Here is a 26,425-nt window from a genome sequence, read left to right on the forward strand (position 1 = left end):
CCGACCGCCGAGCGGTAGGTTGCCGCGCCTTTTCGCACCCGAAGTTCGCGGCAACCTACCGCTCGGCGCGGTGGAGGGGCGCTCGGAGGGGATGGGCGGAGGGGGGACGGAGCGAGGGGGCACGTCAGCGGACGTAGTCGGCGCCGGTCACGTCGATGGTCGCGCCGCTGGTGTGCGGGGCGCGGCCGGAGGCCAGGAAGGCGATCACCTCGGCCACGTCCTCCGGCGGGGTGATCTCCCCCATCGGCATGGTCGCGGCGAGGGCGTCGGCGTCGGGTCCCATCATGTCGGTGAGCACCCAGCCGGGAGCGATGTCGTACGCCAGGATCCGGTCCCGCGCGAACGCCCGGGCGATGCCCTTGGTCAGCGACTGCAGCCCGCCCTTCGCCGCCCCGTACGCGAGGTGGTCGGCGTCGTCGCCCCGGTGCGCGGCGCGGCTGGTGACGTTGACGACGATGCCGCCCCCGGCACGACCCGGCTCGCGCCAGTGCGCGACCGCGAGGCGGCAGAGCTCGGCGGGCGCGAGCAGGTTGACCGTGAGGTTGTCCGCCCAGCCCGAGGTCCACGCGGCGTCGTCGTCGAGGGGCGAGGCCAGGTAGATCCCGGCGTTGTTGACCAGCACGTCGACGTGGCCGCGCCAGGCCACGGCCTCGCGCCACAGCCGCTCGGGCTCGCCGGGCTGCGCCAGGTCGGCCCGGAGCACGTGGACCCGACTCTGTCCCGTACCGGCGCCGAGCTCGTCGGCCAGGGCCTGCGCCGCCTCCGCGGAGGCGCGGTGGTGCAGGACGACGTGGGCGCCCTCACGGTGCAGCGCGCGGACGGCGGCGCGGCCGATACCGCGCGACCCTCCGGTGACCAGGACGACGCGGTCGGGCTCCGGCGTGCTCATGGGTTGCTCCTCGGGCTGGTCGGGGGCGCTCGGGCGACGGCTCAGGCCACTGCTTGCGCGCCGGTGATCTCGACGGCGGCACCGCAGAGGTAGGGCGCCTCGTCCGAGGCGAGGAACGCGACGAGCGCGGCGACCTCCTCGGGGTACCCGACGCGACCGTACGGGACCAGCGCGTCGAGGTCGGCCTTGGTCCGGCCGGTGCGGGCGAGGTTCGCCGCGACCATCGGGGTGAAGATCTCGCCGGGGCAGACCGCGTTGACCCGGACCCCGGCGGGCGCGTAGTCCCGCGCGAGGCTCTGCGTCAGCGACACGACCGCCGCCTTGGAGGCGTTGTAGGCGACGTGGCCCGGCGCCGGGTGCAGGCCCCACTGCGACGCCGTGTTGACGACCGCCCCCTGCCCCGCGGCGACCATGACCGGCAGCGCGGCCCGGCAAAGGTGCGCAACGGCGTCGACGTTCACCGCGAAGGTCAGGTCCCAGTCCTCGGGGGCGAGGTCGAGCAGGGCGCCGCGCCGGTTGACCCCGGCGTTGTTCACCAGCACGTCGAGGCGGTCGTGGTCGTTCACGACGTCGTCCACGGCGGACGCGCAGGCGCCGGGGTCGGTGACGTCGAAGACGCGCGGGACAGCGCGGCCGCCGGCGAGCACGACGTCCTCGACCACACGACCGACGGCGACCGGGTCGAGGTCGGCGACCTGGACGACCGCCCCCTCCGCGGCCAGCCGGTGGGCGATCGCCGACCCGATGCCGCCCGAGGCACCGGTGACCAGGCAGACCCGGTCGACGAAGCGTCGCGCCGAGGACGGCTGCGGGTCCTTGATCACGACGCCTGGCCCTCCGGCAGGGTGAAGATCGTCCGGTGCCACGGCTTGGCCGCGACCCCGGTGAGGTCGAACATCACGTGCTTGACCACCGTGTAGTCCTCGAAGGAGTAGGTCGACATGTCCTTGCCGAAGCCCGACTCCTTCATCCCGCCGTGCGGCATCTCGCTGATGATCGGGATGTGGTCGTTGACCCACACGCAGCCCGCGCGGATCTCCCGGGTGGCGCGCAGCGCGCGGTAGAGGTCGCGGGTCCAGGCCGAGGCGGCGAGCCCGTACGGGGTGTCGTTGGCCAGCGTGATCGCCTCGTCGTCGGTGTCGAAGGGCAGCACGACGAGCACGGGCCCGAAGATCTCGTCGCGCACGACCTCGGTGGTCTTGCCGGCGTCGGTGATCAGGGTCGGCGCGTAGTACGAGCCCCGCGCCAGCGCGCCGCCCGGGGCCTGGCCTCCGGTGACGACCTTCGCGTACGCGCGAGAGCGGTCGACCAGCGCCCCGATCCGGTCGCGGTGGGCGGTGCTGATCACCGGGCCGAGGTCGGTGGCGGGGTCGTCGGTCGGGCCCAGCCGCACGGCCGCGAACAGGTCGGCGACGCCGGAGACGAAGGCGTCGTGGAGCGAGCGGTGGACGATAGCCCGGGTCGCGGCGGTGCAGTCCTGGCCGGAGTTGATCAGGCTCGCGGCGACGACGCCCTGGATCGCGGCGTCGAGGTCGGCGTCGTCGAACACGACGAACGGGGCCTTGCCCCCGAGCTCGAGGTGGACGCGCTTGGCGTTGGTCGCGGCGGCCTCGAGCACGGTGCGGCCGACCTTGGTCGAGCCGGTGAAGGAGACCATGTCGACGTCGCGGTGGCGCAGCAGCGGGGCGCCGGCGTCGACGCCGGTCCCGGTGAGGACGTTGAAGACCCCGTCGGGGAGGCCGGCCTGCGTGGCCAGCTCGGCGAACCGCAGCGTGGTCAGCGGCGTCAGCTCCGACGGCTTCAGCACGATGGTGTTGCCGGCGGCGACCGCCGGCAGGACCTTCCAGGCGGCCATCTGCAGCGGGTAGTTCCAGGGCGCGATCGAGCCGACGACGCCCACGGGTTCGCGGCGGATCGAGCTCGTGTGGTCGGCCGAGTACTCGGCGGTCGCCTGCCCCTCGAGGGTGCGGGCGGCACCGGCGAAGAACGCGGTGTTGTCGATCGTCCCGGGGACGTCGAACTCGCGCGCCAGCCGGATCGGCTTGCCCGCCTGCCGGCTCTCGGTCCGGGCGAGGTCCTCGGCCTCGGCCTCGAGCAGCCCGGCGAGCGTGTGCAGCACCGCCGACCGCTCCCCCGGCGTCGCGCCGGACCAGGCCGGGAAGGCCGCCCGGGCCGCGGCGACCGCGGCGTCGACGTCGTCGGCGCCCGCGAGGCTGATCTCGGCCACCATCTCGCCGGTCGAGGGGTCGCGGACCACGTCGCTGGTTCCGGTCAGCGCCTCCCGGCGCTTCCCACCGATGTACTGGCTCACTTGTCCTCCACGTCTCCGGTCGTCACGCCAACCCCTTCGGGGCCCTTCGACAAGCTCAGGGAGCGTTCCTCTGCGGCCTCTTCGACGAGCTCGGGGAGCGCTTCCTGCTCACGCCACTGGCGCTCGCCCGGAGACGCTCCCTGAGCTTGTCGAAGGGCCCGGAACGGGTGAGCGGTCTTCACAACCCCGGCGCCCAGATGTCGCCGACGCTGAAGCCGGCGGGAAAGGGGTCGGTGTCGTCGAGGACCCACGTCGAGCGGCCGGTGATCCAGCCGCTGCCGGTGATCGTCGGGAGGACCGCGTCGTACGCGCCGAGGGTCGTCGTCCCCGTCAGCTCGCCGACGAACTCGGTGCCGATGACGCTGCGGTGGCTGAACTTCTCGCCGACCGCCAGCTCGCCGCGGGCGTGCAGGGCCGCCATCCGCCCGCAGGTGCCGGTGCCGCAGGGCGAGCGGTCGAGCGCGCCGGTCCACGTGCTGGGGTCGTCCGCGCGCAGCGGACCCTGGGTGAGGACGACCGCGTTGCGGTCCTGCACGCCGGGCTGCCGGTCGCCGGAGTGCAGCATGATGTTGCCGACCGCGTTGATGTCGGGGTTCAGCGGGTGCCGGACGTCGAGCTGCTCGAGGGCGGCGAGCTTGAGCAGGGCACCCGCCCGCGTGAGCTCGCGGCCGCGGTCCGGGTGGATCTCGAGGCCGAGCGCCGCGGCGGGTGCCTGGACGAAGAAGCCGCCGCCGAACACGACGTCGACCGCGACCGTCCCGAAGGTGGGCACCTCGAGCGGGACGTCGAGCCCGACGACGAACGCCGGCACGTTGGCGACGGTGACGCTGCGCACCTTGCCGCCGGAGACACCCGCCTCGGCCTCGATGGGGCCCACGGCGGTGTCGATGCGGACCCGGGTGACCGGCTCGACCATCGGCACGAGGCCGCTCTCCAGGACCGCGGTGACGGTGCAGATGGTGTTGCTGCCCGACATCGCCGTGAACCCGCCCTGCTCGAGCACGATGATCCCGAGGTCGGAGCCCGGCTCGACGGGCGGCAGCACGAAGACCGCGCAGAGGCCCGGGAACCCTCGCGGCTCCCGCAGCAGGAAGCGCCGTACGTGGTCGAGGTGGTCACGGCAGTAGGCGAACCGCTCGGCCATGGTCTCGCCGTGCACGAGGCCGGCTGCGTTGATCACGACCCGTCCGGCCTCGCCCTCGGCGTGGGCCTCGATCGTCTGGAGCTCGAGCCGGGGCATCTCAGGCCTGCGCCGCGACGAAGGGCTCGAGGACGGCGGCCAGCCCGGCGCGCTGCTCGGCCGAGAGCGGCTGCACCGGGGCCCGCGTGGGACCGGCCGGGTGGCCGAGGACCTCGAGGGCAGCCTTGACGCCCGCGACGTAGTTCACCGACTCCAGGTAGGAGCTCAGCGCCCACAGGTCGCGCCACTGCTCGCGCGCCGCGCCCAGGTCGCCCTTCACGGCCAAGGTGTCCCACAGCGCCACGGCCTGCTCGGGCACGAGCCCCGCGACGCCCCACACCGACGCCTCGGCGCCGAGCGCGAGGCCCGCGAACGTGAGGGTGTCCCAGCCGTTGAACGCCTTGATCCGCGACCCGCGGCTGACGATCAGGTCGGTCAGGGCGACGGCGTCACCCGAGGTGTCCTTGAGGTAGTCGACGCCCTCGATGTCGCCCAGCTCGGCCACCTGGGCGGCGTCGAGCCGGATCCCGGTGGCGCCCGGGACGTTGTAGTACATGATCGGCAGGCTCGTCGCCGCGGCGACGTCGGCCAGGAACACCTTGAGGGTCGCGAGGTCGAGCGGGTCGTAGAAGGGCGGGACGAGCATGACCGCGTCCGCGCCCACCTGCTCGGCGTGCTGCACGAGGCTGATGGCTCCCGCGGTCGTCAGCGAACCGACGCCCGCCACGACGGGCACCCGCCCCGCCGCGGCGGAGACGTACAGCTCGACGACGCGGCGGTGCTCCTCGGGGCTGAGGCTCGTGAACTCGCCGGTCGTGCCGCACGGGACGAGGCCGTGGACGCCGGCGCCGACGAGACGGTCGACGAGCGCGACGAGCGCGTCCTCGTCGACGGCCGAGCCGTCGGCGCTGAACGGGGTGGGGACGGCGGCGAGGATGCCGGTCAGGTGGACCTGCTTGCGGGGCACTACGGCTCTCCTGGGTTCGACGGGTCGGGTCGGGCTCGGGGGTCGAGCGGGGCGGGCGGTCAGGCGGAGACGAGGCTCCGCGTCGGCGTCCTGCGGACGAGCGCTCGGGTGAAGCGCTGGGGCGCGAAGGGCACGAGCACGTCGGGCGTCTCGCCGGTCAGCACGAGCCGGCTGAGCGCGAGGGCCGAGCCCGGGCCGAGGGTGACGCCCTGCATGCCGTGCCCGCTCGAGACGTACGTGTTGGCGAGGTCGCCGAGGCGGCCGATCACGGGGATGCCGTCCGGGGTCATGGGGCGGATGCCCGCCCTCGGCGTCACCGGCCCGGCGGGCGGGGTCCAGTCCCGGAAGTACGCGGACGGGGCGCGCAGGATGGCGCCGATGCGCACCTGGTTGAGCTCCTCGTCCAGCCCGGCGAACTCCATCGTCCCGGCGAGGCGCAGGTTGCGGGTCAGGGGCGTGACCGCGACCTTCGCGTCGGAGAGGTTGACCGAGCTGCGCAGGTCGAACGGCTCGACGTCGATGCTGTAGCCCTTGCCGGGGCGCACGGGCAGCGGGACGCCGAGGAGCCGCGAGATGGGCCCGGTCCAGGCGCCGGCCGCGAGCACGAAGGCGTCGGCGCCGACGCGCTCCTGCCCCGCCACGATGGTGCGCAGCCCCTCGCCGCCGGGCACAGCCCCGTGCTCCGCCCCGTTGATCGGCGCGCCCTCGAGGATCGTCACGCCGAGCTCCACCAGGCGGCGGTGGAGCGCACGCATCAGGGCGGGCGGGTCGAGGTGGTCCTCGCGCGGCAGGTAGATGGCGCCGTGCACGCGGTCGGAGAGCTGCGGCTCCTGCGCGCGGGCGTCGTCGCCGAGGAGGACCTGCGGTTCACGGTCGTAGCGCCGGGCGAGGTCGAGCAGGCCGCGGTGGTGCTCGAGGTTCTCCTCCTCGAGGAAGGCCATCAGCAGGCCGTCGTGGCGCAGCTCGAAGTCCAGTCCGTCCGAGCGGTAGCGGTCGTACGCCTCCCCGCTGCTCTGGGCCAGCCGCAGGTGGGCCTCGAAGCCGGCCTGCTGCGCGGGCCCGTTGCAGGCGCGCCACATGCCGAGCATGAACTTGACGAACTGCGGGTCCAGCGAGGGGCGGATGTAGAGCGGGCTGTCTCGGCGCAGCATCCACCTCCGGGAGGTGCTGATCATCCCGGGCCCGGGCACCGGCGCGGACTCGGCCGGGCAGACCCACCCGGCGTTGACCTCGGCGGCGCCGCGGCCGGTCTGGCGGGCGTCGACGAGCGTCACCCGGGCCCCGTCGACGGCGAGCTGGTAGGCGGTGGTGAGCCCGATGACCCCGCCGCCGATCACGACGACGTGCGTCCCGGTGCCCGCCACGTCAGCGCCCGTCCAGCGCGTGGACCTGGCCGGTCTGCACCCCGTGGACGGCCTTGACGAACGCCTGGCCGACCTCGGCCGCGCTCACCTGGGCGAAGCCGGGGAAGAACGGGTGGTAGCCGGTGGCCTCCACGAGGACGGTCGGGCTCACGGCGTTGATGCGCAGCCCGCGCGGCAGCTCGGCCGCGGCGCTGACGACGAACGACTCGACCGCGCCGTTGGCGAGGGCGGCGGCGGCGCCGGTCCGGATGGGTTCGCGGGCGAGGACGCCGGTGGTGAGCGTGATCGACCCGGCGTCGACGAGGTGGGGCGTCGCGAGCCGGGTGACGTCGACCTGGCTGGCGACCTTGCCGCGGTAGGCCGCGAGGTAGTCCTCCGCGCCCAGGTCGGCGAGCGGCTTGAACGGCACGGAGCCGACCGCGCAGACCACCGCGTCGAGCGGGCCGTCGGTGGTGACCCGGTCGAGCAGCGCGGCGACCGAGGAGGCGTCGAGCACGTCGACCGCCAAGGCGGAGCTCTGCGAGGCCCTCAGCACCTCGTCGCCGTACGCCTCCAGCGCGTCGGCCGCGGCGCCGCCGACCAGGCCGGTGGCGCCGATCACGAGCGTTCTCATGCGATGGTCCTCTCGTCGTGCCCCGAGCCTGAGGCCCCGTCCGCGTCGTCCGGCGGGCGGCGCAGGGCGATCAGCTCGTCGGCGCTGGTGATGCTGTGCTCGCGGAACGTCTGCTCGACGCGGGCCTCGTCGCCGCTCTCCAGGGCGTCGACGAGCGCACGGTGCAGCCGGTGCGCACGGTCGGGGTCGTGACGCACCGCCTGGTCCTGCGCGAGCGCGATGGTGAGGTGCGCGGAGATGACGGGCCAGAGCTGGTCGAGCACGACGTTCTCGGCGGCGGACCACACGGCGCGGTGGAACGCGAGGTGCCCCTCGTGGCGGGCGACGGGGTCGGCGTCGAAGGCCGAGGTCTCGAAGTCGCTCCAGGCCCTGCGGACCGCGGCGAGCCGGGCACCGCTGGTGTCGGCGAGGATGTCGCGCGCCGCGAGCACGTCGAGGGCCGCGCGGGTCCGGGCGAGGTCGCGCAGCGCGGCCCCGTCGAGGTCGGCGACCCGCAGGCCCCGGTAGGGCTCGGAGACGACCAGGCCCTCGCGGGCGAGCTGACCCAGCGCCTCCCGCACGGTGGCGCGGCTGACCTGCAGGTCGGCGGCGAGCGCCAGCTCGGTGAGCTTGTCCCCCGGCCGCAGCGCGCCGGCGACGATGCCGCGGCGGATCTGCGCGAGCACGGCCTCGCGCCGGGAGACCGACGCGACGGGTGCGAGCGGGCGTCGCTCTCCGCCGGCGGCGCCCAACGTGATCATGGCCCGCACGCTAGCAGTCGATTGTCTGACAATCAACGGACTGCTCGTCGACGTGCCCTGTCGGTGCGGTCGAGGCCTCACCGCTCGCCCGAGTCCTCGGTTGGCGCCCGTCGTAGCGTGGGCGGACGGAGCGGATGGCGGACGGGCCTTCCGACCGGAGAGGCTCGGATGCGGGACGGCGACACGGACCTCGCCGGCACGTCGCGGTCGAGCGGACCGACGGCGCCTGCGGGCTCCGCGACGACCGACGAGCTGGACCCCCGACGCTGGCGGGCCCTGTTCGTCATGCTCATGGGCCAGTTCTGCGCCCTGCTCGACGTGAGCGTGACCAACGTCGCCCTGCCGTCGATCGGACGCTCGACCGGCGCCGGGCCGACGGAGCTGCAGTGGGTGGTGAGCGGCTACATCCTCGCCTTCGGGCTGATGCCCGTGATCGGCGGCCGGCTGGGCGACGCGACCGGGCGGAGGCGGATGTTCGTCGTCGGGGTGTCCGGCTTCGTCGTCGCCAGCGCGGCGGCCGGGCTGGCGCCCTCACCGGGGGCGCTGATCGCGGTGCGGGTCGTGCAGGGCCTGTTCGGCGGAGTGATCGGCCCGCAGGTGTCCGGCTTCATCCAGAACACGTTCCCGCGGGCCGAACGCGGGCGGGCGTTCGGGCGGCTGGGCCTCACCGTCGGCGTGGGCACCGCCCTGGGACCGGTCGTCGGCGGGCTGCTCATCGCCGCGGGCGGGCCCGAGTACGGGTGGCGGCTGGTGTTCTTCATCAACGTGCCGATCGGTCTGGTCGCCGTGCTGCTGGCCCGCGCGTGGGTGCCGGTCGTCCGCCCCCGCGCCGCCTCGAGCAGCCGGCTCGACCTCCTCGGGGCGCTGCTCCTGGGCACGGGTCTGCTCTGCGTGCTCTTCCCGATCGTCGAGATCAACCAGCTGCACGACGTCCGGCTGTTCCTGCTGCTCGTCCCGGCCGCGGGCCTCCTGCTGATGTTCGTGCGGCGCGAGGCGCACCTCACCCGCGCGGACGCCGGGCCGCTGCTGGACCTGCGGCTGTTCCGGGTCCCGACCTTCGTCACCGGCGTGGTCTTCGCGGTGGTGTTCTTCTGCAGCAACACCGGGATCCCGCTGGTGCTGTCCCTCTACTACCAGGACGGGCTCGGGTTCACCGCTCTGCACTCCGGGCTCGGGGTGACCGCCCTCGCCCTCGGGTCCGTCCTCGGCGCCCCGCTCGCCGGCCGGCTGGTGCAGCGGGTCGGTCGTCCGCTCGTCGTCGGGGCCGTCCTCGTCTTCTTCCTCGCCACCACGGTGATCGGCGTCGTCCTCCTGCTGGACCCGGTGGTGACCCCGCTCCAGGTCGGCCTGCGGCTCGCGCTGCCGCTCTTCGCGCTCGGCATCGCCGGCGGGTCGATCGTCACGCCCAACCAGACCCTCACCCTCGCCGAGGTCGACCCCGTCCGCGGAGGAGCCGCCGGCGGGGTCCTGCAGACCGCTCAGCGGGTCGGTTCGGCCACCGGGCAGACCGTGCTCGGCACCGTCTTCGTCGCGGCGCTCGGCGCCGGTGCCGCAGCGGGGACCGCCGGTCGGCCCGGGCCGTACACGGGGGCCGTCACCTCGGCCCTCGCGGTGTCCCTGGTGTTCTCCGGCGCGGCGCTCGTGCTGAGCGTGGTCGAGCTCCGTCGCGCGAGACGGCGGGCCGCGGTCAGGGCGCACGAGGACGGGCGTCAGGTCCCGGACCCCTCGGCGCCCTAGGTTGTCGCGCATGAGCGCGACGCAGGAGCTGGCCGAGGCCGTCCGGGCCCGGGCGCAGGGGACGCCGTACGTGGTGGAGCCGACGCCGTCCGGGTTCGACGTCCGGCTCGCGCTGGAGGACCCGCAGTGGTTCGGGACGTTCCGGGAGTGGCGGCTGGTCCAGGCGTCGGTGCACCACGTGCGCACCGAAGAGGCGCGGCGCACGGTGGGCGTGGAGGACGAGCTCCGGACGCTGACCTGGCAGGCCGGTGTCGACGGCCGGGAGCGCCCGACGCTGGGTGCTGCGGTCGGGGTGCAGCGCGGCAGGGTCGTGAGCAAGAGCGTCCAGCGGACCTACTCCCTCGGAGGCGGGGGCCTTCGGAAGGAGTCGGAGCGCAGCTTCGACTCCGGCGTCGGGCGACGGCTCGTCGAGGACAGCGCCAAGGCGCTGGGCTGGAAGCAGGAGCGCAGCCTCAACGAGAAGATCGGCCTCTACGTCGGGCTGGGCACCATCGCGCTGCTCGTGCTCGCCGGCATCGTCGTCGGGATCGTGGCCCTGGCCGGCGGGTTCGGCTGAGGGGACCAGCCCCTGGGCATGACGAGAGGCAGCGAATGCCTGCTCGGGGGTTCAGGTAGTCGCTGCCTCTCGACCCCTTCATCGCTCGCGGCGGGGGAAGCGTTACAGCGGGCCCTTCGACAAGATCGGGGAACGTGGTCGCGTGGCGCGAGGAGCGTCACCGCAGGCGCTTCGACACGCTCAGGGGACATGGTCGCGCAGCGGCTGGAGACATGACGAGAGGCAGCGAATGCCTGCTCGGGGGTTCAGGTACTCGCTGCCTCTCGACCCCTTCATCGCCCATCCCATCTCCCGCGTTACAGCCCCGGCGAACCTTTCTCGCGGCCGAACGCCTCGACCAGCGCCGAGCGCACCCGGACCACGCCCGCCCGCTGCAGCGCGGAGGTCCGGACGAGCGCGACGACGTCGCGGGTCGAGGGTCCGGGCAGGGGCACGGTGGGGGCCGTCGTCGCGCGCATCGCCAGCATGAGCGGGGTGACCAGGGTGATGCCCAGGCCTGCCTCGGCCAGCGCGATCGACACGGCGGTGTCGGTGACGAGGTGCCGTTCGCGCGGCGCGATCCCGGCCCGGGCGCAGGCCGCGCGGACCGCCCGGCCGAACGTCGACGTCGCCGGGGGCAGGATCCAGTCCGTCGCGTCGGCGTACGCGCGCACCTCCTCGGCCGACGTGAGGTCGGCGCCGCCACCGGGTGGGAGCACCAGCAGGAACCGTTCGCGGTGCAGCCGCGCGACGTCGAGGCCGCGACGCGGCGGGAGCGGGGCGTCGGAGTAGTCGAGGCCCAGCGCGAGGTCGATCTCGTCGCGCAGGACCGCGTCCGGCATCGCCTCCACGTCGACCTCGACGGCCTGGAGCGCGACCGTCGGGTCGTCGGCCAGCAACACCTGGGCGGCGGGCAGGCCGACCACGGCGGCCGAGCCGAACACTCCCAGCCGTACGGCGGCCGCCGGCGACGGCCCGCGCACCACGGCCGACGCGCGCCTCTCGGCCTCGAGCACGAGCCGCGCCTGCTCGAGGAGCACGCGCCCGTCGTCGGACAGCACGAGCCGGACCCCGTCGCGCACGAACAGGGTCCTGCCCACCGCGCGTCCGAGCGCCGCCATCTGCTGCGACACCGCCCCGGTCGTGTAGCCGAGGGACGCCGCCGCGCCGCTCATCGTGCCCTCGTCGGCGACCGCGACGAGCGTCCGGAGCTGGTCGAGCGTCCACCTCATGCTCGCAGTCTCGTACAGGAACGCTCAACGGTGCGTCGAGCAGGTGTCGATTGTGCTGAACGAAGGACCACGAGACGATGGAAGCGAGATGACCGAGCCCTCCCGACCTGCCCGCGACGACCGCGACCCCCTACCCCGGCACGCCGAGGTGGTCGTCGTCGGCGGCGGGGTGATGGGCACGAGCATCGCCTTCCACCTCGCCGAGGCCGGCGTCCGCGACGTCGTGGTGCTGGAGCAGGGCACGCTGGGCTGCGGCTCGTCGGCCAAGCCCTTCGGCGGGGTGCGCGCCACCTTCTCCGACCCCGGCAACGTGCAGCTCGGCCAGCGGAGCCTGGAGACCTTCGAGCGGTTCGCCGCTGACTTCTCGACCGACATCGGCCTGCGCCAGGTCGGCTACCTCTTCCTGTGCCGCAGCGACGCCGAGGTCGCCTCCGTCGAGGCCAGCACCGCGCTGCAGCGGAGCCTGGGCGGCAGCGGCCGGATGATCACGCCGGCGCAGGCGGTCGAGCTGAATCCGCTGGTCGACGGCAGCGTCCTCACCGGCGCCTCCTTCTCCGCGCGCGACGGCTACGCCGAACCCGCCCGGGTCGTCGCCGCGTACGCCACCGCCCTCACCGCGCTCGGGGGCCACGTCGCCGAGGGCACGACGGTGACGGGGATCGAGACCACCGGCGGCGCCGTCAGCGCGGTCGAGACCGACCGCGGCACGATCCGTACGGGGGCGGTCGTCGTCGCCGCCGGCGCCTGGTCGGCCCGGCTGGGCGCGATGGCCGGGGTGGACCTGCCGGTGGTCCCCGTCCGGCGTCAGATCGGGTTCACGCCGCAGGACGCGAACCCGGGTGGACGCCCCTTCCCCACCGTGCCCTTCACCCTCGACCTGTCGACGACGCTCTACTTCCACAACTACCCGGCGGGGATGCTGCTCGGCATCTCCAACGCCGACGAGCCGGAGGGCTTCGACCGGGTGTTCGACGACGCGTGGGTGCCGGCGTTCGACGCCGCGGCCCGGGTCGTGGCCCCGTCCCTGGTCGGGCGTCCGCTGGCCGGCGGTTGGGCCGGTCTCTACGAGAACACCCCGGATCACAACGCAATCATTGGCGCGTCGCGACGTCTCGACGGCTTTTTCTACGCCACGGGGTTCTCGGGGCACGGATTCTTGCAGGCGCCCGCGGTTGGAGAAGTCGTCCGCGACCTCTACCGTGGTGTCGAGCCGTTCCTCGACGTGACGCCCTTCGACGTGGCACGGTTCGACCCCGACCCGGCCGGGCACGCGCTGCTGGCCGAGGTCCACATCATCTGACGGTCCCCATCATCTGACGAAGGAGCTCCGACCATGAGTGCGCCCTCGGTCCTCCGGCAGGCTCCGGACCCCGCCCCGGCGCTCGTCCCGCAGTGGGAGCTGCGGGCCCGCTTCGCGGTGTCGCTCGCGACGCTCTACGGCCGCGAGGTCCCGGCGTACACGACGCTGGTCGACGTCTCGCGCGCCGTGAACGAGGACTTCGTCGCCGAGCACGGCGCCGACGCGGAGCGGCTCGGGTCGATCAGCCGCGTCACCGCCGAGCGGCACGGGGCGATCCGCGTCGGGTCCCCGGCCGAGATGGCCCAGGTCGCCCGGCTGTTCGCGGGCTTCGGGATGCACCCGGTCGGCTTCTACGACCTGCGCGACGCGTCCGCCAGCTCGGTCCCGGTCGTGTCCACCGCCTTCCGCCCGACCGACGTCGACGAGCTGGCGCGCAACCCCTTCCGCGTCTTCACCTCGATGCTCGTGACCGACGACCGGCGCTTCTTCGACGCCGAGACCCAGGAGCGCCTCGAGTCGTTCGTCGCCGCCCGCGAGCTCTTCGCCCCCGACGCGCTTGCCCTCGCCGACCTCGCCGTGGCCCAGGGCGGGCTGGCCGGCGCCGACGCCGAGCGGTTCCTCGAGCTCGCGACCGCCTCGTTCGCGCTCTCCACCGAACCCATCGACCGCGCCTGGTACGCCCACCTCGAGGCGATCTCGGCCGTCGCGGCCGACATCGGCGGCGTCCCGGCCACCCACATCAACCACCTCACGCCGCGGGTCCTCGACATCGACGACCTCTACGCCCGCATGAGCGCGCTGGGCATCACGATGATCCCGGAGATCCAGGGCCCGCCCGGATGGGAGGGCCCCGACGTCCTGCTGCGGCAGACGTCGTTCAAGGCGCTCGCCGAGCCGCGGGCGTTCCGCGAGGCCGACGGGACCATCAGCAGCGGCGAGCTGCGGGTGCGCTTCGGGGAGGTCGAGCAGCGCGGGATCGCGCTGACCACGGCCGGGCGCGACCTCTACGACACGCTGACCGCCGAGGTCGACCGGCGGCTGGCCGCCGCACCGGAGGGCACCACCCGCGTCGAGGTCGCCGCCGACGTCTGGCGCGAGCACCTGCCGGCGACCGAGACCGGCCTCGCGCTCGCGGGCCTCGGGTTCTTCCGGTTCCGTGTCGCTGACGGGGGCGCGCGCCCTTCGACAGGCTCAGGGAGCGTGGCGACAGGCTCAGGGAGCGCGGCGACAGGCACAGGGAGCGTGGCGCTGGGCGACCTGCTCGCGTCCGGCGCGCTCGTCGCCGAACCGATCGTCTACGAGGACTTCCTCCCCCGCTCGGCGGCCGGGATCTTCCAGTCCAACCTCACCGACGAGGGCTCGCGCGACGACGAGCAGCTCGGGACGCCGTACGACCTCGAGCGCCTGAGCGCCGTCGTGGGCATCCCGATCGCCGACCCGAACGACCTCTACGCCGCTCAGCAGGCCGCCTCGCTCGCCGAGGCCGAGGCCGCGCTGGGCCTCACCATCCGGTTCACGACCGCCACGACGCCCGCACCGCTCAGCCAGACCCAGGAGAACGCACCCGCATGACCGAGACCCTCACCCGTACGAGCTCCGCCTCCCCGCTGGCCGACGACGTCCGCGCTGCGCTCGAGGCCTGCGGCGTCGACCTCACCGCCGTCGGCGGCGACAGCACCGTGGCCAGCCCGATCACCGGCGAGCCGCTCGTCGGCACCCGGCTCGACTCCACGGACGCCATCGACGCCGCCGTCGGGCGCGCGGCCGCGGCGTTCCCGGCGTGGCGCGACACCCCGGCGCCGCTGCGCGGCCAGGTGGTCAAGCGCTGGGGCGAGCTGCTCACCGAGCACAAGCAGCACCTCGCCACCCTCGTCACCGCCGAGGTCGGCAAGACGCCGTCCGAGGCGCTCGGCGAGGTGCAGGAGATGATCGACATCGCCGACCTGGCCGTGGGCCAGTCGCGCCAGCTCTTCGGCAAGACGATGCCCTCCGAGCGTCCCGGGCACCGCCTGCAGGAGGTGTGGCACCCCCTCGGCGTCGTCGGCGTCATCTCCGCGTTCAACTTCCCCGTCGCGGTCTACGCCTGGAACACCGCGCTCGCGCTCGTCTGCGGCGACACCGTCGTGTGGAAGCCGGCCGACGTCACCCGCCTCTCGGCCATCGCCGTCGACGCGCTGCTGGCCCGGGCCGTCGCCGAGTCGGGTGCGCCGGAGGGCATCCACCAGCTGCTCCTCACCGACGCCGACGGCAGCAAGCGCATGGTCGCCGACCGCCGCGTCGCGCTCGTCTCGGCCACCGGCTCGGTCCGGATGGGCCGCGAGGTCGGCCCGGTCGTCGCCGAGCGCTTCGGCCGGACGCTGCTCGAGCTCGGCGGCAACAACGGCGCGATCATCGCCCCGTCGGCCGACCTCGACCTGGCCCTGCGCGGCGTCGTCTTCGCCGCCGCCGGCACCGCCGGCCAGCGCTGCACCACCCTGCGCCGCCTCTTCGTGCACTCCTCGGTCGCCGACCAGCTGACCAAGCGGGTCGTGGCCGCGTACGAGACGCTCGCCGTCGGCGACCCCCGCACCGAGGGCGTCCTCGTCGGACCGCTCGTCAACCGACGCTCGTTCGAGGCGCAGCAGGCCGCGCTGGCCGCCGCGCAGGAGCAGGGCGGCACCGTCCTCGTCGGCGGCGACCGCGAGCTCGCCGACGAGCACCCCGACGCGTACTACGTCCGCCCGGCCGTGGTCTCGATGCCGTCGCAGACGCCGATCGTGCACGAGGAGACGTTCGCGCCGATCCTCTACGTGATGACCTACGACGACCTCGACGTGGTGGTCGCGGAGCACAACGCCGTCCCGCAGGGCCTGTCGTCGGCGATCTTCACCTCCGACCAGGCCGAGGCGGAGCGGTTCCTGTCGGCGGCCGGCTCGGACTGCGGCATCGCCAACGTCAACATCGGCACCTCGGGCGCCGAGATCGGCGGCGCCTTCGGCGGCGAGAAGGAGACCGGCGGCGGTCGCGAGTCGGGCTCCGACGCCTGGAAGGCGTACATGCGCCCCTCGACGCAGACGATCAACTACTCGGGGCAGCTGCCGCTGGCGCAGGGCGTCACCTTCATCTGATTCCTTCACCTCTCGGCTGAAGTTCTCACGCTGTGGGAGGGTGGTTCCTCTCAGGAACCGAGGAGGCCGAGATGGCACGTCGGGCACTGGTGACCCTGTTCGCTGCGATGGTGACCGGCGTGGTCGCCGGACCGCTCGGACCCCTGACGACGTCGGGTCCGACGGCCTCGGCGGCCACGCAGCTCGCCGAGCCGTACGACTTCGACGGCGACGGCCGTCAGGACCTGGTCGCCGGCGCGCCGGGCCTGAAGGTCGGCAGCATGGGCTGGGAGGCGGGCGGCGTCGTCGTCCTGCCGACCTCCGAGGACGGGCTCGTGCCGGAGGCCCGCCTCCTGACCCAGGCGCTGCCCGAGCTCGGCGACTACGTGATCGAAGGAGGTCGCTTCGGCTCGGGGCTGACCAGCGCCGACTTCGACCGCGACGGGTACGCCGACCTGGTCGCCTGGACGCCGGTCGCCCTCGGAGCCGCCACGAGCACCAGCGTGCTCAGCATCGTGCCCGGGTCACCGAGCGGGCTCGACCTCAGCCGACTGAGCTCGCGCGGCAACCCTGACCCCGACGACGACCTGCTCGGCCTCCGGAGCACGGTGGCGACAGGCGACTTCACCGGCGACGGCTACCCCGACCTGGCGGTCGGTACCCAGAATGACTACGTGCCCGTGGCCGGGGATCGCGGCGCGAGCGGGACCGTGCTGGTCTTCTCGGGCGGCAGCGGCGGGCTGAGCAGGAACCCGGTGCGGACGCTGCACCGCCAAGGGCTGGGCGGCGGTCACCAGGACTGGGACAGCGGCTTCGGCGCCACCCTGGGCGCGGGCGACCTGAACGGCGACGGCGTCACCGACCTCGTGGTCGGTTCCTCCGGGGCGAACGACCAGCACGCCGTCTACCCCGGCTCGGTCAGCGTCTGCCCGGGCGCCGTCGGCGGACCCGCCGGGTGCACGCGGCTCGCCCACTCCCTCGACTACGTGGACGCGGCCGCGCTCGCGGTCGGGCACGTGACCGGCTCGTCCCGGCCCGAGGTCGTCGTCGCCCTGCCCCGACCGGCGGCCGGCGCGCCAGGGTCGGTGCGCATCCTCGGGCTGAAGCCGACGGGACCTCTCGCCCTGGACCGGACGCTCGTGCTCACCCAGGCCAGCCGGGGCGTCCCGGGCGTCGACGAGCCGGACGACGCCTTCGGCAGCGCCCTCGCGCTGGCCGACCTGGACCGCGACGGACGCACCGACCTCGTCGTCGGGGCGCCCGGGGAGAACGACGGCAAGGGCCGCGTGACGATCGTCCACGGTGCCGGCGCCGGCTGGCGCACCAGGGGGAACCTGACCCTCGACCAGCACACGAGGGGCGTCCCGGGCACGGCGCAGCGCGGCGACGCCTTCGGCAGCGCCCTCGCGCTGCTCGACCACGACGGCGACGGGCGGCTGGACCTCGACGTCGGCGTCCCGGGCGAGGACGGCACCGGGCTGGTCGTGGCCCTGCGCGGAAAGGGCAAGGGCTTCACCACGAAGAAGGCGAAGACCTTCACGCTGGGCGCCCTCGGCGTCCCCGAGCCCGAGCGAGCCGGGTTCGGCGCGGTGCTCGGCGGCTGACGGGCGGTCCTGCGGAACATCCCGGCGCGGAAAGGACTTGTGCGCTGGCGGAGGCCGAGGCGTCCGCCCGGTCCACGCGCACAAGGAGCACCCCGTGAAGGCAGCCGTCGTCCACGACACCGAGCAGGCCCCCCGCTACGACGACTTCGCCGACCCGGTCGTGGGCGAGGGCCGCGTCGAGGCCGAGGTCCTGGCCTCCGCGGTCCACGTGATCGTGCGCACCATCGCCGCCGGGCGCCACTACAGCGCGAGCACGAAGCCGCCCTTCGTGCCCGGCCTGGACGGGGTCGTCCGGCTGCCCGACGGCCGTCGGGTGTACGCGGCCGGCGTCCAGGCCCCGTACGGCATGCTCGCCGAGCGGGTCTCGCTGCCCCAGGGCGCCGGGGTCGAGGTCCCCGAGGGGCTGTCCTCCGCAACCGCCGCCGCGCTGGTGAACCCGGCCGGCTCGTCCTGGATCCCCCTGAGCCGCATCGGCGCCGAGGGCAAGACCGTGCTCGTGGTCGGCGCGACCGGCACCTCCGGCCTGCTGGCCGTGCAGGCGGCCAAGGCCCAGGGCGCGGCCCGCGTCGTCGCCCTCGGCCGCAACGCCGAGGGGCTGGCCCGCGCGGCCGAGCTCGGCGCCGACGCCACCGTGACGCTCGCCGACGACCTCGCCGCGCCGCTGGCCGAGGCGGCCGGCCCGGACGGCGCGTACGACATCGTCCTGGACTACCTCTGGGGTCAGCCGGCGCGCGCGGTCCTCGACGCGCTGGTGGCCAACAAGGTCGACCCGCACCGACCCGTACGGTTCGTCAACATCGGGAACCTGGCCGGCGCCGAGCTCGCCCTCCCGGCTCCGGTCATCCGCAGCAGCGCCATCGAGATCTCGGGCAACGGCATCGGCAGCTTCCCCCTCGAGCTGGCCCCGGCGGCCACGAAGGCCATGTTCGCCGCGGCGCTCGAGGGCCACCTGACCGTCGACTTCGAGGAGCACCCCCTCAGCGAGGTCGAGTCCGCCTGGGACCTCCCCGTCCGCCTCGTCCTGGTCCCGTAGCCTCGCACGGGCGTCCGGCTCACACTCAGGCCTGGCCAGCCGCCCAGCTGGCTCAGGTTGCACGGGCTCTGCTCGTCCTGCAGATGTGGCAGAGCCCGTGCATTTCACGTTGTCGTGAAATGCACGGGCTCGGGAGCCGGAAGGCAGGAGCGTCCGGCGTAGCCCGGGCGCGAGGAGGACTACAGCGGCGCCCCGATCCGGCGGACCCGGATCATGTTCGTGTGGCCGGTGACGCCGGGCGGGGAGCCGGCGACGATGATCACGAGCTCGCCCTCGGTGATCAGGCCCGACTGCGTCAGGGCCAGGTCGACCTGGCGGATCATGTCGTCGGTGTGGCCGACCATCGGGACGAGGAAGGTCTCGACGCCCCAGGTCAGGGTGAGCTCCGCCTGCGTCTGCTCGATCGGGGTGAAGGCGAGGATCGGGATCTCGGAGCGCAGCCGCGAGAGGCGGCGGGCCGAGTCGCCCGAGTGGGTGAAGGCGACCATGAACTTGGCGCCCAGGCGGTGCGCCACCTGCTCGGCGGAGAGGGTGATGACGCCGCTGGTGGTGTGCGGGTCCCAGTCGACGTCGCTGATCTGGGTCAGCCCGTGCTTCTCGGTGTTCTCGACGATGCGGGCCATCGTCTGCACGGTGACCACGGGGTAGTCGCCCACGCTGGTCTCGCCGGAGAGCATGACCGCGTCGGCGCCGTCGAGGATCGCGTTGGCGACGTCCGAGGCCTCGGCCCGGGTCGGGCGCGGCGCGCTGATCATGGACTCGAGCATCTGGGTAGCGACGATGACGGGCTTGGCCCAGCGGCGGGCCGCGGTCACGATCTGCTTCTGGACCAGCGGCACCTCCTCCAGCGGCAGCTCGACGCCGAGGTCGCCGCGCGCGACCATGATCGCGTCGAAGGCGTCGACGATCCCGTCGAGGTTCTCGACGGCCTGCGGCTTCTCGATCTTGGCGATGACGGGGACCCGACGGCCCTCCTCGTCCATGATCTGGTGCACGAGCTTGATGTCGTCGGCGCTGCGGACGAAGGACAGCGCCACCATGTCGACGCCGTTGCGCAGCGCCCAGCGCAGGTCGTCGGAGTCCTTCTCGCTCATGGCCGGGACGCTCATGGCCACGCCGGGCAGGTTGAGGCCCTTGTTGTTGCTGACGGGCCCGCCGACGACGACCTCGGTCACGACGTCGGTGTCGGTCACCTCGACGGCCTTGAGCGTGAGCTTGCCGTCGTCGACCAGGATCAGGTCGCCGGGCGAGACGTCGCCGGGCAGGCCCTTGTACGTCGTCCCGCACCGCTGCACGTCGCCCTGCACGTCGTCGGTCGTGATCGTGAAGCGGGCCCCGACCTCGAGCTGCTCCGGGCCGTCCGCGAACCGTCCGAGCCGGATCTTCGGCCCCTGCAGGTCGGCGAGCACGCCCACCGGCCGGCCCACGGCCTTGGCCGCGGCGCGGGTGTTCTCCAGCCGCATGAGGTGGTCGGCGTAGCCGCCGTGGCTCATGTTGAGCCGGGCCACGTCCATGCCCGCCTCGACGAGCTCGATCAAGCGCTCCGGAGCCTCCGCGGCCGGCCCGAGCGTGCACACGATGTTGGCTCTTCGCACGCGGTCGACCCTAGCCGACCTGAGCAGGCCCGTCGGTCGCCGTCCGGCGGCCCCGGGAACGGTTGCACAGGGCGTGCTCAGGCGGGTCGCCCTCGCTCGTCCGCCCGCCCGGCCCGCTTGCGGTACGCCCGCATCGACTTCTCGCGGGCGCCGCAGATCGTGCTGTGGCACCAGCGGGAGCTGTTGTTGCGCGAGTGGTCGTAGAAGGCCCAGCGGCACGAGCTGCGGCTGCAGATCTTGAGCCGCTTCCAGTCGTCGACGCGCACGGCCTCGCGGACGCCCTCGACCACGTCGGCGACGAGCCGGCCGAACGGGGTCGCCGACGTCGTCCGCAGCCGGCCGTCGACCACCTCCACCCGGAGGGCGGCGTGGGCGACGGCGGCCTCGACGGGACCGGGAACCCGCTCGGCGTGGTCGCCCACCCAGGCGCGCAGGTCCTCGCGGAGCCGCTGGAGGCGTACGCGGTCGTCCTCCCCGGCGTCGGTGACGCCGCGCGCCCCGGCCCAGGCCGCGAACCGGGCCGCCGCGAGCTCGTCGGCCTCGGACTCGAGGTCGACGGTGTTCAGCAGGTCCTGCAGCGGCTGCAGGTGCGCCGGCGCGGGCTGGCGGCCCCCGGGCTGCTGCATCATGCCCCATGCTTACCACCGACAACGTTTTGGTGGTTAGATGCCGAGCACGACGGGTCGACGGGGACCGGCAAGGAGGTCGAGGTGGGCGAGCTGGCGCTGGCCTGGGCGGGGCTGCGGCACCGGCCCGGCTCGTGGCTCCTGCTGGCCCTGGGCGCCGCGCTCGCCGCGGTGATGCCGCTCGCCGCCGTCGGGCTCCAGGAGCGCGCCGCCGTCGGCGCGGTGGAGCAGGCGGTCGCCGCCGTGCCCGACGCGTCGCGCGGGGTCCTCGCGGTGACCTCCCGGGACCTGCGCGGCCCCGAGCTGACCGGGGTCTCGGGCCGGGTGCAGGCCGGGTTCGCCGACGCCGGGCTGCTCGCCCCGACACGGGCCCTCGCGTTCCGGGCCCTCTCGCTGCAGGGCACCGACACCACCGTCGCCGCGCTCGACCCGCTCGCCGACGAGGTCGCCCTCGCCTCCGGGCGACTGCCGGCGTCCTGCGCCCCGACCGCGTGCGAGGTGCTCGCGGTGAGCAGCGGCGGCGTCGCCGACGCGGACCTCGCCGCGCTGACCGGGCCGGCGCGCGGCCTGGGCCTGGTCGTCACCGGGACCGCCACCCTCCGCGAACCCCTGCTCGTCGGCCTGGGCCTCGTCGCCCCGGGCCAGCCGCTGCTCCTCGGCGCCGACCCCGGCGCGATGGCCGACCTCGAGGGGTTGACGCTCTACGGACGCAACCTCGCCTGGTTCGCCCCCCTCGACCCCGCCGTCGTGGCGACCCGCGGCGCCGACCGGCTCGCCGGCTCGCTCGACCGGCTCTCCGCCGAGGTCGGCCTGGTCTCCGGTCCCCTGAACCTCGTCTGGCCCGACGCCGCCGTCCTCGACGCGGCCGCGCGCGGCCAGGACTCCGCCGGCAGGTTCGCCGTGCTGGGCGTCGGGGCGGGCGCCCTCCAGCTCGGCTTCTGCCTCGTGCTCGCCGCGGGCCGCCGACCCTCGGCCCGCCAGCACGGGACCCTCCTCGGCCGCCGCGGCGCCCGGCCCGCGCAGGTGCTCGCCGTCGCCGCGCTCCAGGCCGGGATCGCGGTGCTGGCCGGCGTCGTCGTGGGCGTGCTCGGCGGCCTCGGTGTCGTGCTCGCGCTCGGCGGCGCCTCGAGCGTGGCCGGCGCGTCCGCGGCGCTGGGGCGCGCGTGGCCGGTCGTGCTCGGTCTGGGCGTGGCGGCGGTCCTCGGCAGCCTGGCGGTCGCCGTGGGCCCGACGGTGCGGCCGCGCACCGTGCGCCTCGGGCTCGTCGCGATGGTCGTCGTCGCCGGCGGGCTCGCCCTGCTCGCCCTCGTCCGCCCGACCTCCGACCCGCGCGCGCCGCTGCCGGTCGCCGCCCTCGTCGCGCTCACGCTCGCCGTCGGGCTCGTCGCCGCGCTCCTGTGGACCCCGGTCGTCGCGCTCCTGGGACGGACGGGCGGTGCCGTGCGCCACCCGGGGCGCCGGCCGCTCCACCGCATCACGCTCCTCGCCGCCCGCCGGCCCCTCCTGCCCAGCCTGACGGCGGGCTTCCTCGCGGCCACGCTGGCCACCGCCCTGCTGGCCGGCTCCTGGTCGGAGTCGACGCGCCGCTCGGCCGAGGACCGGGCCGCGGCGGCCGTACCGCTGGACGTCCGTGTCTCGCCCGGCACCCAGGTCCCGCTGCCCGCGACGGTCGTGGACGCGCAGCGGCTGACGTCGGTCTCCCCCGAGGTCGTCGTCTCGGGGGTCACGAGCACCACCGTGGGCGCCTTCGCCGGCAGCAGCGGCGCGGTGTCCCTCCCGCTCGCCGGCGTCGACCCCGCCGTGCTGCCGCTGGTGCACCGCTGGCCGACGGTCACGGGCAGCGACGTCGGCGCCGCCGAGCTGGCCGCGCGGCTGCGGACGTCCGCGCCACCACCCGACGGCCCGACGGTGCCGGCCGGCACGCGACGGCTGGTCCTCGACGTCCGCGGCCTCGACCCCGACGTCACGCTGGGCGTCTGGCTCGCGGGGCCGGACGGCCAGGAGCGCCAGGCGCGCCTGCTGCAGCAAGGTCCGGACGAGGCGTACGCCGACCTCCCGGGAGGACCCGCCCAGACCGTGCGGGCCCTGGAGATCGGCGAGTCGGCCGACCACATCACCCACCGCCAGCACGGCATCGGCGAGGGCAGCACCGACCGGCAGCTGCCGGCCGGGACGTTGCGGTTCGGCGGCGTGCGGGCCGACCGGCACGCCCTGCCGTGGTCCTGGGCGGGCTGGGGCGCGGACTCCGTCGACGTACGGGCGGACGGGCAGGGGGCGCTCTCCGCGCGCTACCAGATCCGCGACGCCCGCGCGGTGCTCCAGCCCGGATGGCTGCCCCGCGAGCGGCGCCCGGTGCTGCCGGTCGCCGTCGACCCCGTCACCGCCGCGCGTGCCGGCAGCCGGGGCACCCTCGGCGTGACGGTCAACCAGACGACCGTGCCCGTCCGCGTCGTCGCCGTGCTGCCCCGGATGCCCACCCTGGGCGAACGCTTCGTGCTGGCCGACCGGGCGGCCGTGTCCGCGCTCGTCGACGCGCAGGCGCCGGGCACGGCGCCCGTGCTGCAGGTCTGGGTCTCCGCCCCGGGCGAGAGCCGCGCCGGGGTCCGCGACGCGCTCGCCGCGACGGCGTCGGGAGCGACGGTGTCGGACCGCGTCGACCTCGCCCGGACCTTCGCGGCCGACCCGGTGACCCGCGGCTTCGTCGCGCTGCTGGGCACGGCGGGCGCGGTGGCGTTCCTGCTCGCGCTGGTCGCCGTGGTCGGCGGACTGCGTGGCGAGCGCGAGACGGCGGCGGCGGACCTGTTCGCGCTCGAGGTCGACGGGGTCGTCCCGGCCTCGCTGCGCCGGGTGCTGCTCGCCCGGGCCGGACTGGTGCTCGCGGTCGGCCTGCCGGTGGGCGTGCTGGGCGGGGTCGGGCTGGCGCTCGCCACCGCCCGCCTGCTCGCCACCGGGCCGGACGGCCGGCCCCTGTCGCCGCCGCTGCACATCGTCCTCCTCTCGGGCCCCACCGGCCTGGTGCTGCTGCTGGCGGTCGCCGGGCCCGTGCTCGCCGCCCTGGTCACCGCCGGCCTCACCCTCCGCGAGCCCCGCCTCGCCCCTCCCGAGCTGGACCTGCGGTGAGCGCGCAGCCCGAGCGCGGCCGCGCGGTCGTCACGGTCACCGACGTCTTCGTCGCCTACCGCAGCGGCGCGGAACCCGTCATGGCCCTGCGCGGCGCGGACCTCACGCTGGCGCCCGGGGAACGGCTCCTGGTCGCCGGGCCGAACGGGTCGGGCAAGTCGACGCTGCTGCGCGTGGTCACGGGCGACCAGCCGGTCCTCGCCGGGCGGGTCGAGGTCGGCGGGACCGCCGTGCACGCGATGGACGAGGCCGCCCGCCGGCGCTGGCGCAGCACGGCGCTCGGCTTCGTCGACCAGCACGCGCGCCGCAACCTGCTGCCCGAGCTCGACGTGCGCGACAACGTCGCCCTGCAGCTGCGGCTCACCGGTACGCGTGCCGCGGCGGCGCGGGCGCGGGCGGAAGCGACGCTCGAGCGGCTGGGCCTCGCCCGTCTGGCCTCGTCCGACGTGCGCCGGCTCTCCGGCGGCGAGGCGCAGCGGGTCGCGCTGTGCGCCGCCGTGGCGCACGGTCCGGCGCTGGTGCTCGCCGACGAACCCACCGGGGAGCTGGACGACGACGCCGCCCGGGAGGTCTTCGGGCTGCTGGAGGCCGTGGCCGCCGACGGGACGGGGGTGGTCCTCGTGAGCCACGACCCGCGCTCCCACGGCTTCGTCGACCGGGCCGTCCGGCTGCGCGACGGGCGCCTCGCCGAGGAGTGGGTGCCCCGGCACGGCGAGACGGTCGCCCCCGACCTCGTCGCCGACAGCCGCGGCTGGGTGCGCCTGCCCGCCGAGCTCGTCGGCGGCGCACCGCGGCGGGCGAGCTGGCGGGCGCGCGGCGACGGCGGGTCGCTCGTGCTCCAGCCCCGCACGCCACCGGCACCGGTCGTCCCCGCAACCCCGGGCCCCAGACCGCTGACGGCGCCGGCCGCTGCCACGGACGAGTGCCCGCTGGTCGCGCTCGCGGACGTACGGGCGGGGTACGGCGAGCGGTGGCTGCTCGACGGACTGGACCTCCAGCTCGCCCCCGGATCGTGGACCACGGTGCGCGGCCCCTCGGGCAGCGGCAAGACCACCCTGCTGACGCTGGTCACCGGCCTGGCCGACCCCGTAGCGGGCCGGGTGGAGGTCGGCGGAACGTCCTGGGCCGGGCTCGACCGTCCGGCGCGGGCCGCGCACCGGCGCACCTGGCTGGCGTACGCGCTGCAGCGCGCGAACCTCGTCGAGACGATGACCGTGGCCGAGAACGTCGCCCTCGCGGCCGCCCTGCGCGGGCGGGACGTCGAGGCGGACGAGGTCACCGACCTCCTCGACCGGCTCGGCCTGCGCGCCCAGCTCCGGACCCCGGCGGGCGTGCTCTCCGGCGGCGAGCGCCAGCGCGCCTCGCTCGCCCGGGTCCTGGTCTCGGCGGCACCGGTGCTCGTGCTCGACGAGCCGACGTCGCAGCAGGACGAGGCGTCGGCCTCCCGCGTCGTGGCCGCGCTCGCCGACGCGACGGCCCGCGGTGCGGCGGTCCTGGTCGCCTCGCACGACCCGGTGGTGCTCGACCGCGCCACGGCGACGGTCCGGCTCGGAGCAGGCCCGGCTCAGGCCTCGGAGACGATCGCCAGCGCGCGGGCGAGGTCGGCCGGGTAGTCCGACTCAAATTCGACGGGCTCCCCCGTCCCGGGGTGGACGAACCCGAGCCGCTTGGCGTGCAGCCACTGCCGCTCGAGGCCGAGGCGGGCCGCGAGGACCGGGTCCGACCCGTACGTCGGGTCGCCCACGCAGGGGTGGTGGATGGCGGCCATGTGCACGCGGATCTGGTGGGTCCGGCCGGTCTCGAGGCCGATCTGCAGCAGCGTCGTGCCCACGAAGGCGTCGAGGGTGTCGTAGTGCGTGACGCTCGGCCGGCCGCCCGCCACCACCGCCATGCGCCACTCCGAGCCCGGGTGCCGGGCGATGGGCGCGTCGACCGTCCCCGTGAACGGGTCGGGGTGGCCCTGCACGAGCGCGTGGTAGGTCTTGGTCACCGAGCGCGACTTGAAGGCCCGCTTGAGCACCGAGTAGGCGTGCTCGCTCTTGGCCACCACCATCAGGCCCGAGGTGCCGACGTCGAGGCGCTGCACGATGCCGCGCCGTTCTGCCGCGCCGGACGTCGCGATGGAGACGCCGGCGGCCGCCAGGGCGCCGAGCACGTCGGGTCCGTCCCAGCCGAGGCTCGGGTGCGCGGCCACGCCGGCCGGCTTGTCCACGACCACGAGGTCGGCGTCCTCGTGGAGGATCGACAGGCCCGGCACCGCCCGCGCGACCACCACGGGCCCCGCCGGCTCCTCGTCGAGCTCGACCTCGAGCATCGCGCCGCCGCGGGCCCGCTCGGACTTGGCGACCTCCGCCCCGTCGAGCCGTACGCGGCCGGCGGCGATCAGGTCGGCGCTGCGCCCGCGCGACAGCCCGAGCACGCGCGCGAGGACGGCGTCGACGCGCTCGCCCTCCAGCCCGTCGGGGACGAGCAGGACCTTCGCCTCAGCCACGG

Annotated in this window: 21 protein-coding genes; 9 read left to right on the forward strand and 12 right to left on the reverse strand. The window is 74.9% G+C overall.

Translation table 11 applies throughout. The features are described 5' to 3' along the window. Positions 1 to 124: 124 nt before the first annotated feature. From BMY04_RS11765 to BMY04_RS11805, 8 genes are all read right to left on the reverse strand, one after another. A complete protein-coding gene (locus BMY04_RS11765; protein WP_091180203.1) occupies positions 125 to 889 on the reverse strand; it encodes an SDR family NAD(P)-dependent oxidoreductase in 765 nt (254 codons plus the stop codon). A gap of 41 nt (positions 890 to 930) precedes the next feature. Then, complete coding sequence (locus tag BMY04_RS11770) at positions 931 to 1,713, reverse strand: SDR family NAD(P)-dependent oxidoreductase (RefSeq protein ID WP_198410106.1); 783 nt, start codon at positions 1,711 to 1,713, stop codon at positions 931 to 933. Next, positions 1,710 to 3,200, reverse strand: a complete 1,491-nt coding sequence (locus tag BMY04_RS11775) for a gamma-aminobutyraldehyde dehydrogenase (protein ID WP_091180207.1) — start codon at positions 3,198 to 3,200, stop codon at positions 1,710 to 1,712. Before BMY04_RS11775 ends, BMY04_RS11770 begins: the two co-directional genes overlap by 4 nt. A 178-nt stretch (positions 3,201 to 3,378) precedes the next feature. After that, positions 3,379 to 4,440 carry a proline racemase family protein gene (locus BMY04_RS11785; protein ID WP_091180216.1) on the reverse strand — a complete coding sequence of 354 codons (1,062 nt, stop codon included), beginning with the start codon at positions 4,438 to 4,440 and terminating at the stop codon, positions 3,379 to 3,381. 1 nt (position 4,441) lies between these two features. Further along, complete coding sequence (locus tag BMY04_RS11790) at positions 4,442 to 5,347, reverse strand: dihydrodipicolinate synthase family protein (protein WP_091180219.1); 906 nt, start codon at positions 5,345 to 5,347, stop codon at positions 4,442 to 4,444. Positions 5,348 to 5,406: 59 nt separating this feature from the next. Continuing rightward, complete coding sequence (locus BMY04_RS11795) at positions 5,407 to 6,711, reverse strand: NAD(P)/FAD-dependent oxidoreductase (RefSeq protein ID WP_091180223.1); 1,305 nt, start codon at positions 6,709 to 6,711, stop codon at positions 5,407 to 5,409. 1 nt (position 6,712) lies between these two features. Next, positions 6,713 to 7,324 carry a short chain dehydrogenase gene (locus BMY04_RS11800; RefSeq protein WP_091180226.1) on the reverse strand — a complete coding sequence of 204 codons (612 nt, stop codon included), beginning with the start codon at positions 7,322 to 7,324 and terminating at the stop codon, positions 6,713 to 6,715. Then, a complete protein-coding gene (locus tag BMY04_RS11805) occupies positions 7,321 to 8,064 on the reverse strand; it encodes a GntR family transcriptional regulator (RefSeq protein ID WP_232506309.1) in 744 nt (247 codons plus the stop codon). The genes BMY04_RS11800 and BMY04_RS11805 overlap by 4 nt, the downstream gene beginning before the upstream one ends. Positions 8,065 to 8,232: 168 nt before the next feature. Here BMY04_RS11805 and BMY04_RS11810 point away from each other — a divergent pair, with 168 nt between their 5' ends. Together BMY04_RS11810 and BMY04_RS11815 are read left to right on the forward strand one after the other, a co-directional pair. Beyond that, complete coding sequence (locus tag BMY04_RS11810; protein WP_091180229.1) at positions 8,233 to 9,801, forward strand: MFS transporter; 1,569 nt, start codon at positions 8,233 to 8,235, stop codon at positions 9,799 to 9,801. Positions 9,802 to 9,811: 10 nt separating this feature from the next. Next, on the forward strand, positions 9,812 to 10,357 hold the full coding sequence (locus BMY04_RS11815) for a hypothetical protein (RefSeq protein ID WP_091180233.1): 546 nt from the start codon (positions 9,812 to 9,814) through the stop codon (positions 10,355 to 10,357). Positions 10,358 to 10,653: 296 nt separating this feature from the next. Here BMY04_RS11815 and BMY04_RS11820 read toward each other — a convergent pair whose 3' ends face one another. Continuing rightward, on the reverse strand, positions 10,654 to 11,568 hold the full coding sequence (locus BMY04_RS11820) for a LysR family transcriptional regulator (protein ID WP_091180236.1): 915 nt from the start codon (positions 11,566 to 11,568) through the stop codon (positions 10,654 to 10,656). A gap of 88 nt (positions 11,569 to 11,656) precedes the next feature. On the opposite strand from BMY04_RS11820, the gene BMY04_RS11825 reads away from it, so the two are divergent. The 5 genes from BMY04_RS11825 (at position 11,657) to BMY04_RS11845 (ending at position 18,591) form a co-directional block, all read left to right on the forward strand. Beyond that, positions 11,657 to 12,868 carry an NAD(P)/FAD-dependent oxidoreductase gene (locus BMY04_RS11825; RefSeq protein ID WP_091180239.1) on the forward strand — a complete coding sequence of 404 codons (1,212 nt, stop codon included), beginning with the start codon at positions 11,657 to 11,659 and terminating at the stop codon, positions 12,866 to 12,868. A 33-nt stretch (positions 12,869 to 12,901) separates the two neighbouring features. Continuing rightward, the gene (hglS, locus tag BMY04_RS11830; protein WP_091180242.1) at positions 12,902 to 14,440 is read left to right on the forward strand and encodes a 2-oxoadipate dioxygenase/decarboxylase; all 1,539 of its coding nucleotides are present in this window, start codon (positions 12,902 to 12,904) and stop codon (positions 14,438 to 14,440) included. After that, positions 14,437 to 15,975, forward strand: coding sequence for an L-piperidine-6-carboxylate dehydrogenase (gene amaB, locus BMY04_RS11835; RefSeq protein ID WP_091180245.1), 1,539 nt, complete (start codon positions 14,437 to 14,439; stop codon positions 15,973 to 15,975). The genes hglS and amaB overlap by 4 nt, the downstream gene beginning before the upstream one ends. 71 nt (positions 15,976 to 16,046) lie before the next feature. After that, positions 16,047 to 17,558 (forward strand): FG-GAP-like repeat-containing protein, encoded by a 1,512-nt coding sequence (locus BMY04_RS11840; RefSeq protein ID WP_091180249.1) that lies wholly within the window; start codon positions 16,047 to 16,049, stop codon positions 17,556 to 17,558. Positions 17,559 to 17,652: 94 nt separating this feature from the next. Beyond that, a complete protein-coding gene (locus BMY04_RS11845; RefSeq protein WP_091180251.1) occupies positions 17,653 to 18,591 on the forward strand; it encodes a quinone oxidoreductase family protein in 939 nt (312 codons plus the stop codon). A 179-nt stretch (positions 18,592 to 18,770) separates the two neighbouring features. Here BMY04_RS11845 and pyk read toward each other — a convergent pair whose 3' ends face one another. Next, complete coding sequence (gene pyk / locus BMY04_RS11850; RefSeq protein WP_091180255.1) at positions 18,771 to 20,186, reverse strand: pyruvate kinase; 1,416 nt, start codon at positions 20,184 to 20,186, stop codon at positions 18,771 to 18,773. A gap of 77 nt (positions 20,187 to 20,263) precedes the next feature. Beyond that, positions 20,264 to 20,815 (reverse strand): CGNR zinc finger domain-containing protein, encoded by a 552-nt coding sequence (locus BMY04_RS11855; protein WP_091180258.1) that lies wholly within the window; start codon positions 20,813 to 20,815, stop codon positions 20,264 to 20,266. 81 nt (positions 20,816 to 20,896) lie between these two features. Between BMY04_RS11855 and BMY04_RS11860 the strand changes: the two genes are divergently transcribed. Beyond that, the gene (locus BMY04_RS11860; RefSeq protein ID WP_091180265.1) at positions 20,897 to 23,932 is read left to right on the forward strand and encodes a hypothetical protein; all 3,036 of its coding nucleotides are present in this window, start codon (positions 20,897 to 20,899) and stop codon (positions 23,930 to 23,932) included. Then, complete coding sequence (locus BMY04_RS11865) at positions 23,929 to 25,545, forward strand: ATP-binding cassette domain-containing protein (RefSeq protein ID WP_091180269.1); 1,617 nt, start codon at positions 23,929 to 23,931, stop codon at positions 25,543 to 25,545. Before BMY04_RS11860 ends, BMY04_RS11865 begins: the two co-directional genes overlap by 4 nt. Here BMY04_RS11865 and BMY04_RS11870 read toward each other — a convergent pair. Next, positions 25,497 to 26,423 (reverse strand): RluA family pseudouridine synthase, encoded by a 927-nt coding sequence (locus tag BMY04_RS11870; RefSeq protein ID WP_091180273.1) that lies wholly within the window; start codon positions 26,421 to 26,423, stop codon positions 25,497 to 25,499. The two genes, BMY04_RS11865 and BMY04_RS11870, sit on opposite strands and share 49 nt — an antisense overlap. Between the last annotated feature and the right edge of the window lie 2 nt (positions 26,424 to 26,425).

The organism is Microlunatus flavus (assembly GCF_900110855.1).
Classification (GTDB): Bacteria; Actinomycetota; Actinomycetes; order Propionibacteriales; family Propionibacteriaceae; genus Microlunatus; species Microlunatus flavus.

Bases quoted from the DNA above. Each gene is read 5' to 3' on its own strand.
- hglS (WP_091180242.1), top strand. From the start codon at position 12,902: ATGAGTGCGCCCTCGGTCCTCCGGCAGGCTCCGGACCCCGCCCCGGCG.
- BMY04_RS11855 (WP_091180258.1), bottom strand. From the start codon at position 20,815: ATGATGCAGCAGCCCGGGGGCCGCCAGCCCGCGCCGGCGCACCTGCAG.
- amaB (WP_091180245.1), top strand. From the start codon at position 14,437: ATGACCGAGACCCTCACCCGTACGAGCTCCGCCTCCCCGCTGGCCGAC.
- BMY04_RS11840 (WP_091180249.1), top strand. From the start codon at position 16,047: ATGGCACGTCGGGCACTGGTGACCCTGTTCGCTGCGATGGTGACCGGC.
- BMY04_RS11785 (WP_091180216.1), bottom strand. From the start codon at position 4,440: ATGCCCCGGCTCGAGCTCCAGACGATCGAGGCCCACGCCGAGGGCGAG.
- BMY04_RS11825 (WP_091180239.1), top strand. From the start codon at position 11,657: ATGACCGAGCCCTCCCGACCTGCCCGCGACGACCGCGACCCCCTACCC.
- BMY04_RS11815 (WP_091180233.1), top strand. From the start codon at position 9,812: ATGAGCGCGACGCAGGAGCTGGCCGAGGCCGTCCGGGCCCGGGCGCAG.
- BMY04_RS11765 (WP_091180203.1), bottom strand. From the start codon at position 889: ATGAGCACGCCGGAGCCCGACCGCGTCGTCCTGGTCACCGGAGGGTCG.
- BMY04_RS11820 (WP_091180236.1), bottom strand. From the start codon at position 11,568: ATGAGGTGGACGCTCGACCAGCTCCGGACGCTCGTCGCGGTCGCCGAC.
- BMY04_RS11810 (WP_091180229.1), top strand. From the start codon at position 8,233: ATGCGGGACGGCGACACGGACCTCGCCGGCACGTCGCGGTCGAGCGGA.
- BMY04_RS11800 (WP_091180226.1), bottom strand. From the start codon at position 7,324: ATGAGAACGCTCGTGATCGGCGCCACCGGCCTGGTCGGCGGCGCCGCG.
- BMY04_RS11805 (WP_232506309.1), bottom strand. From the start codon at position 8,064: ATGATCACGTTGGGCGCCGCCGGCGGAGAGCGACGCCCGCTCGCACCC.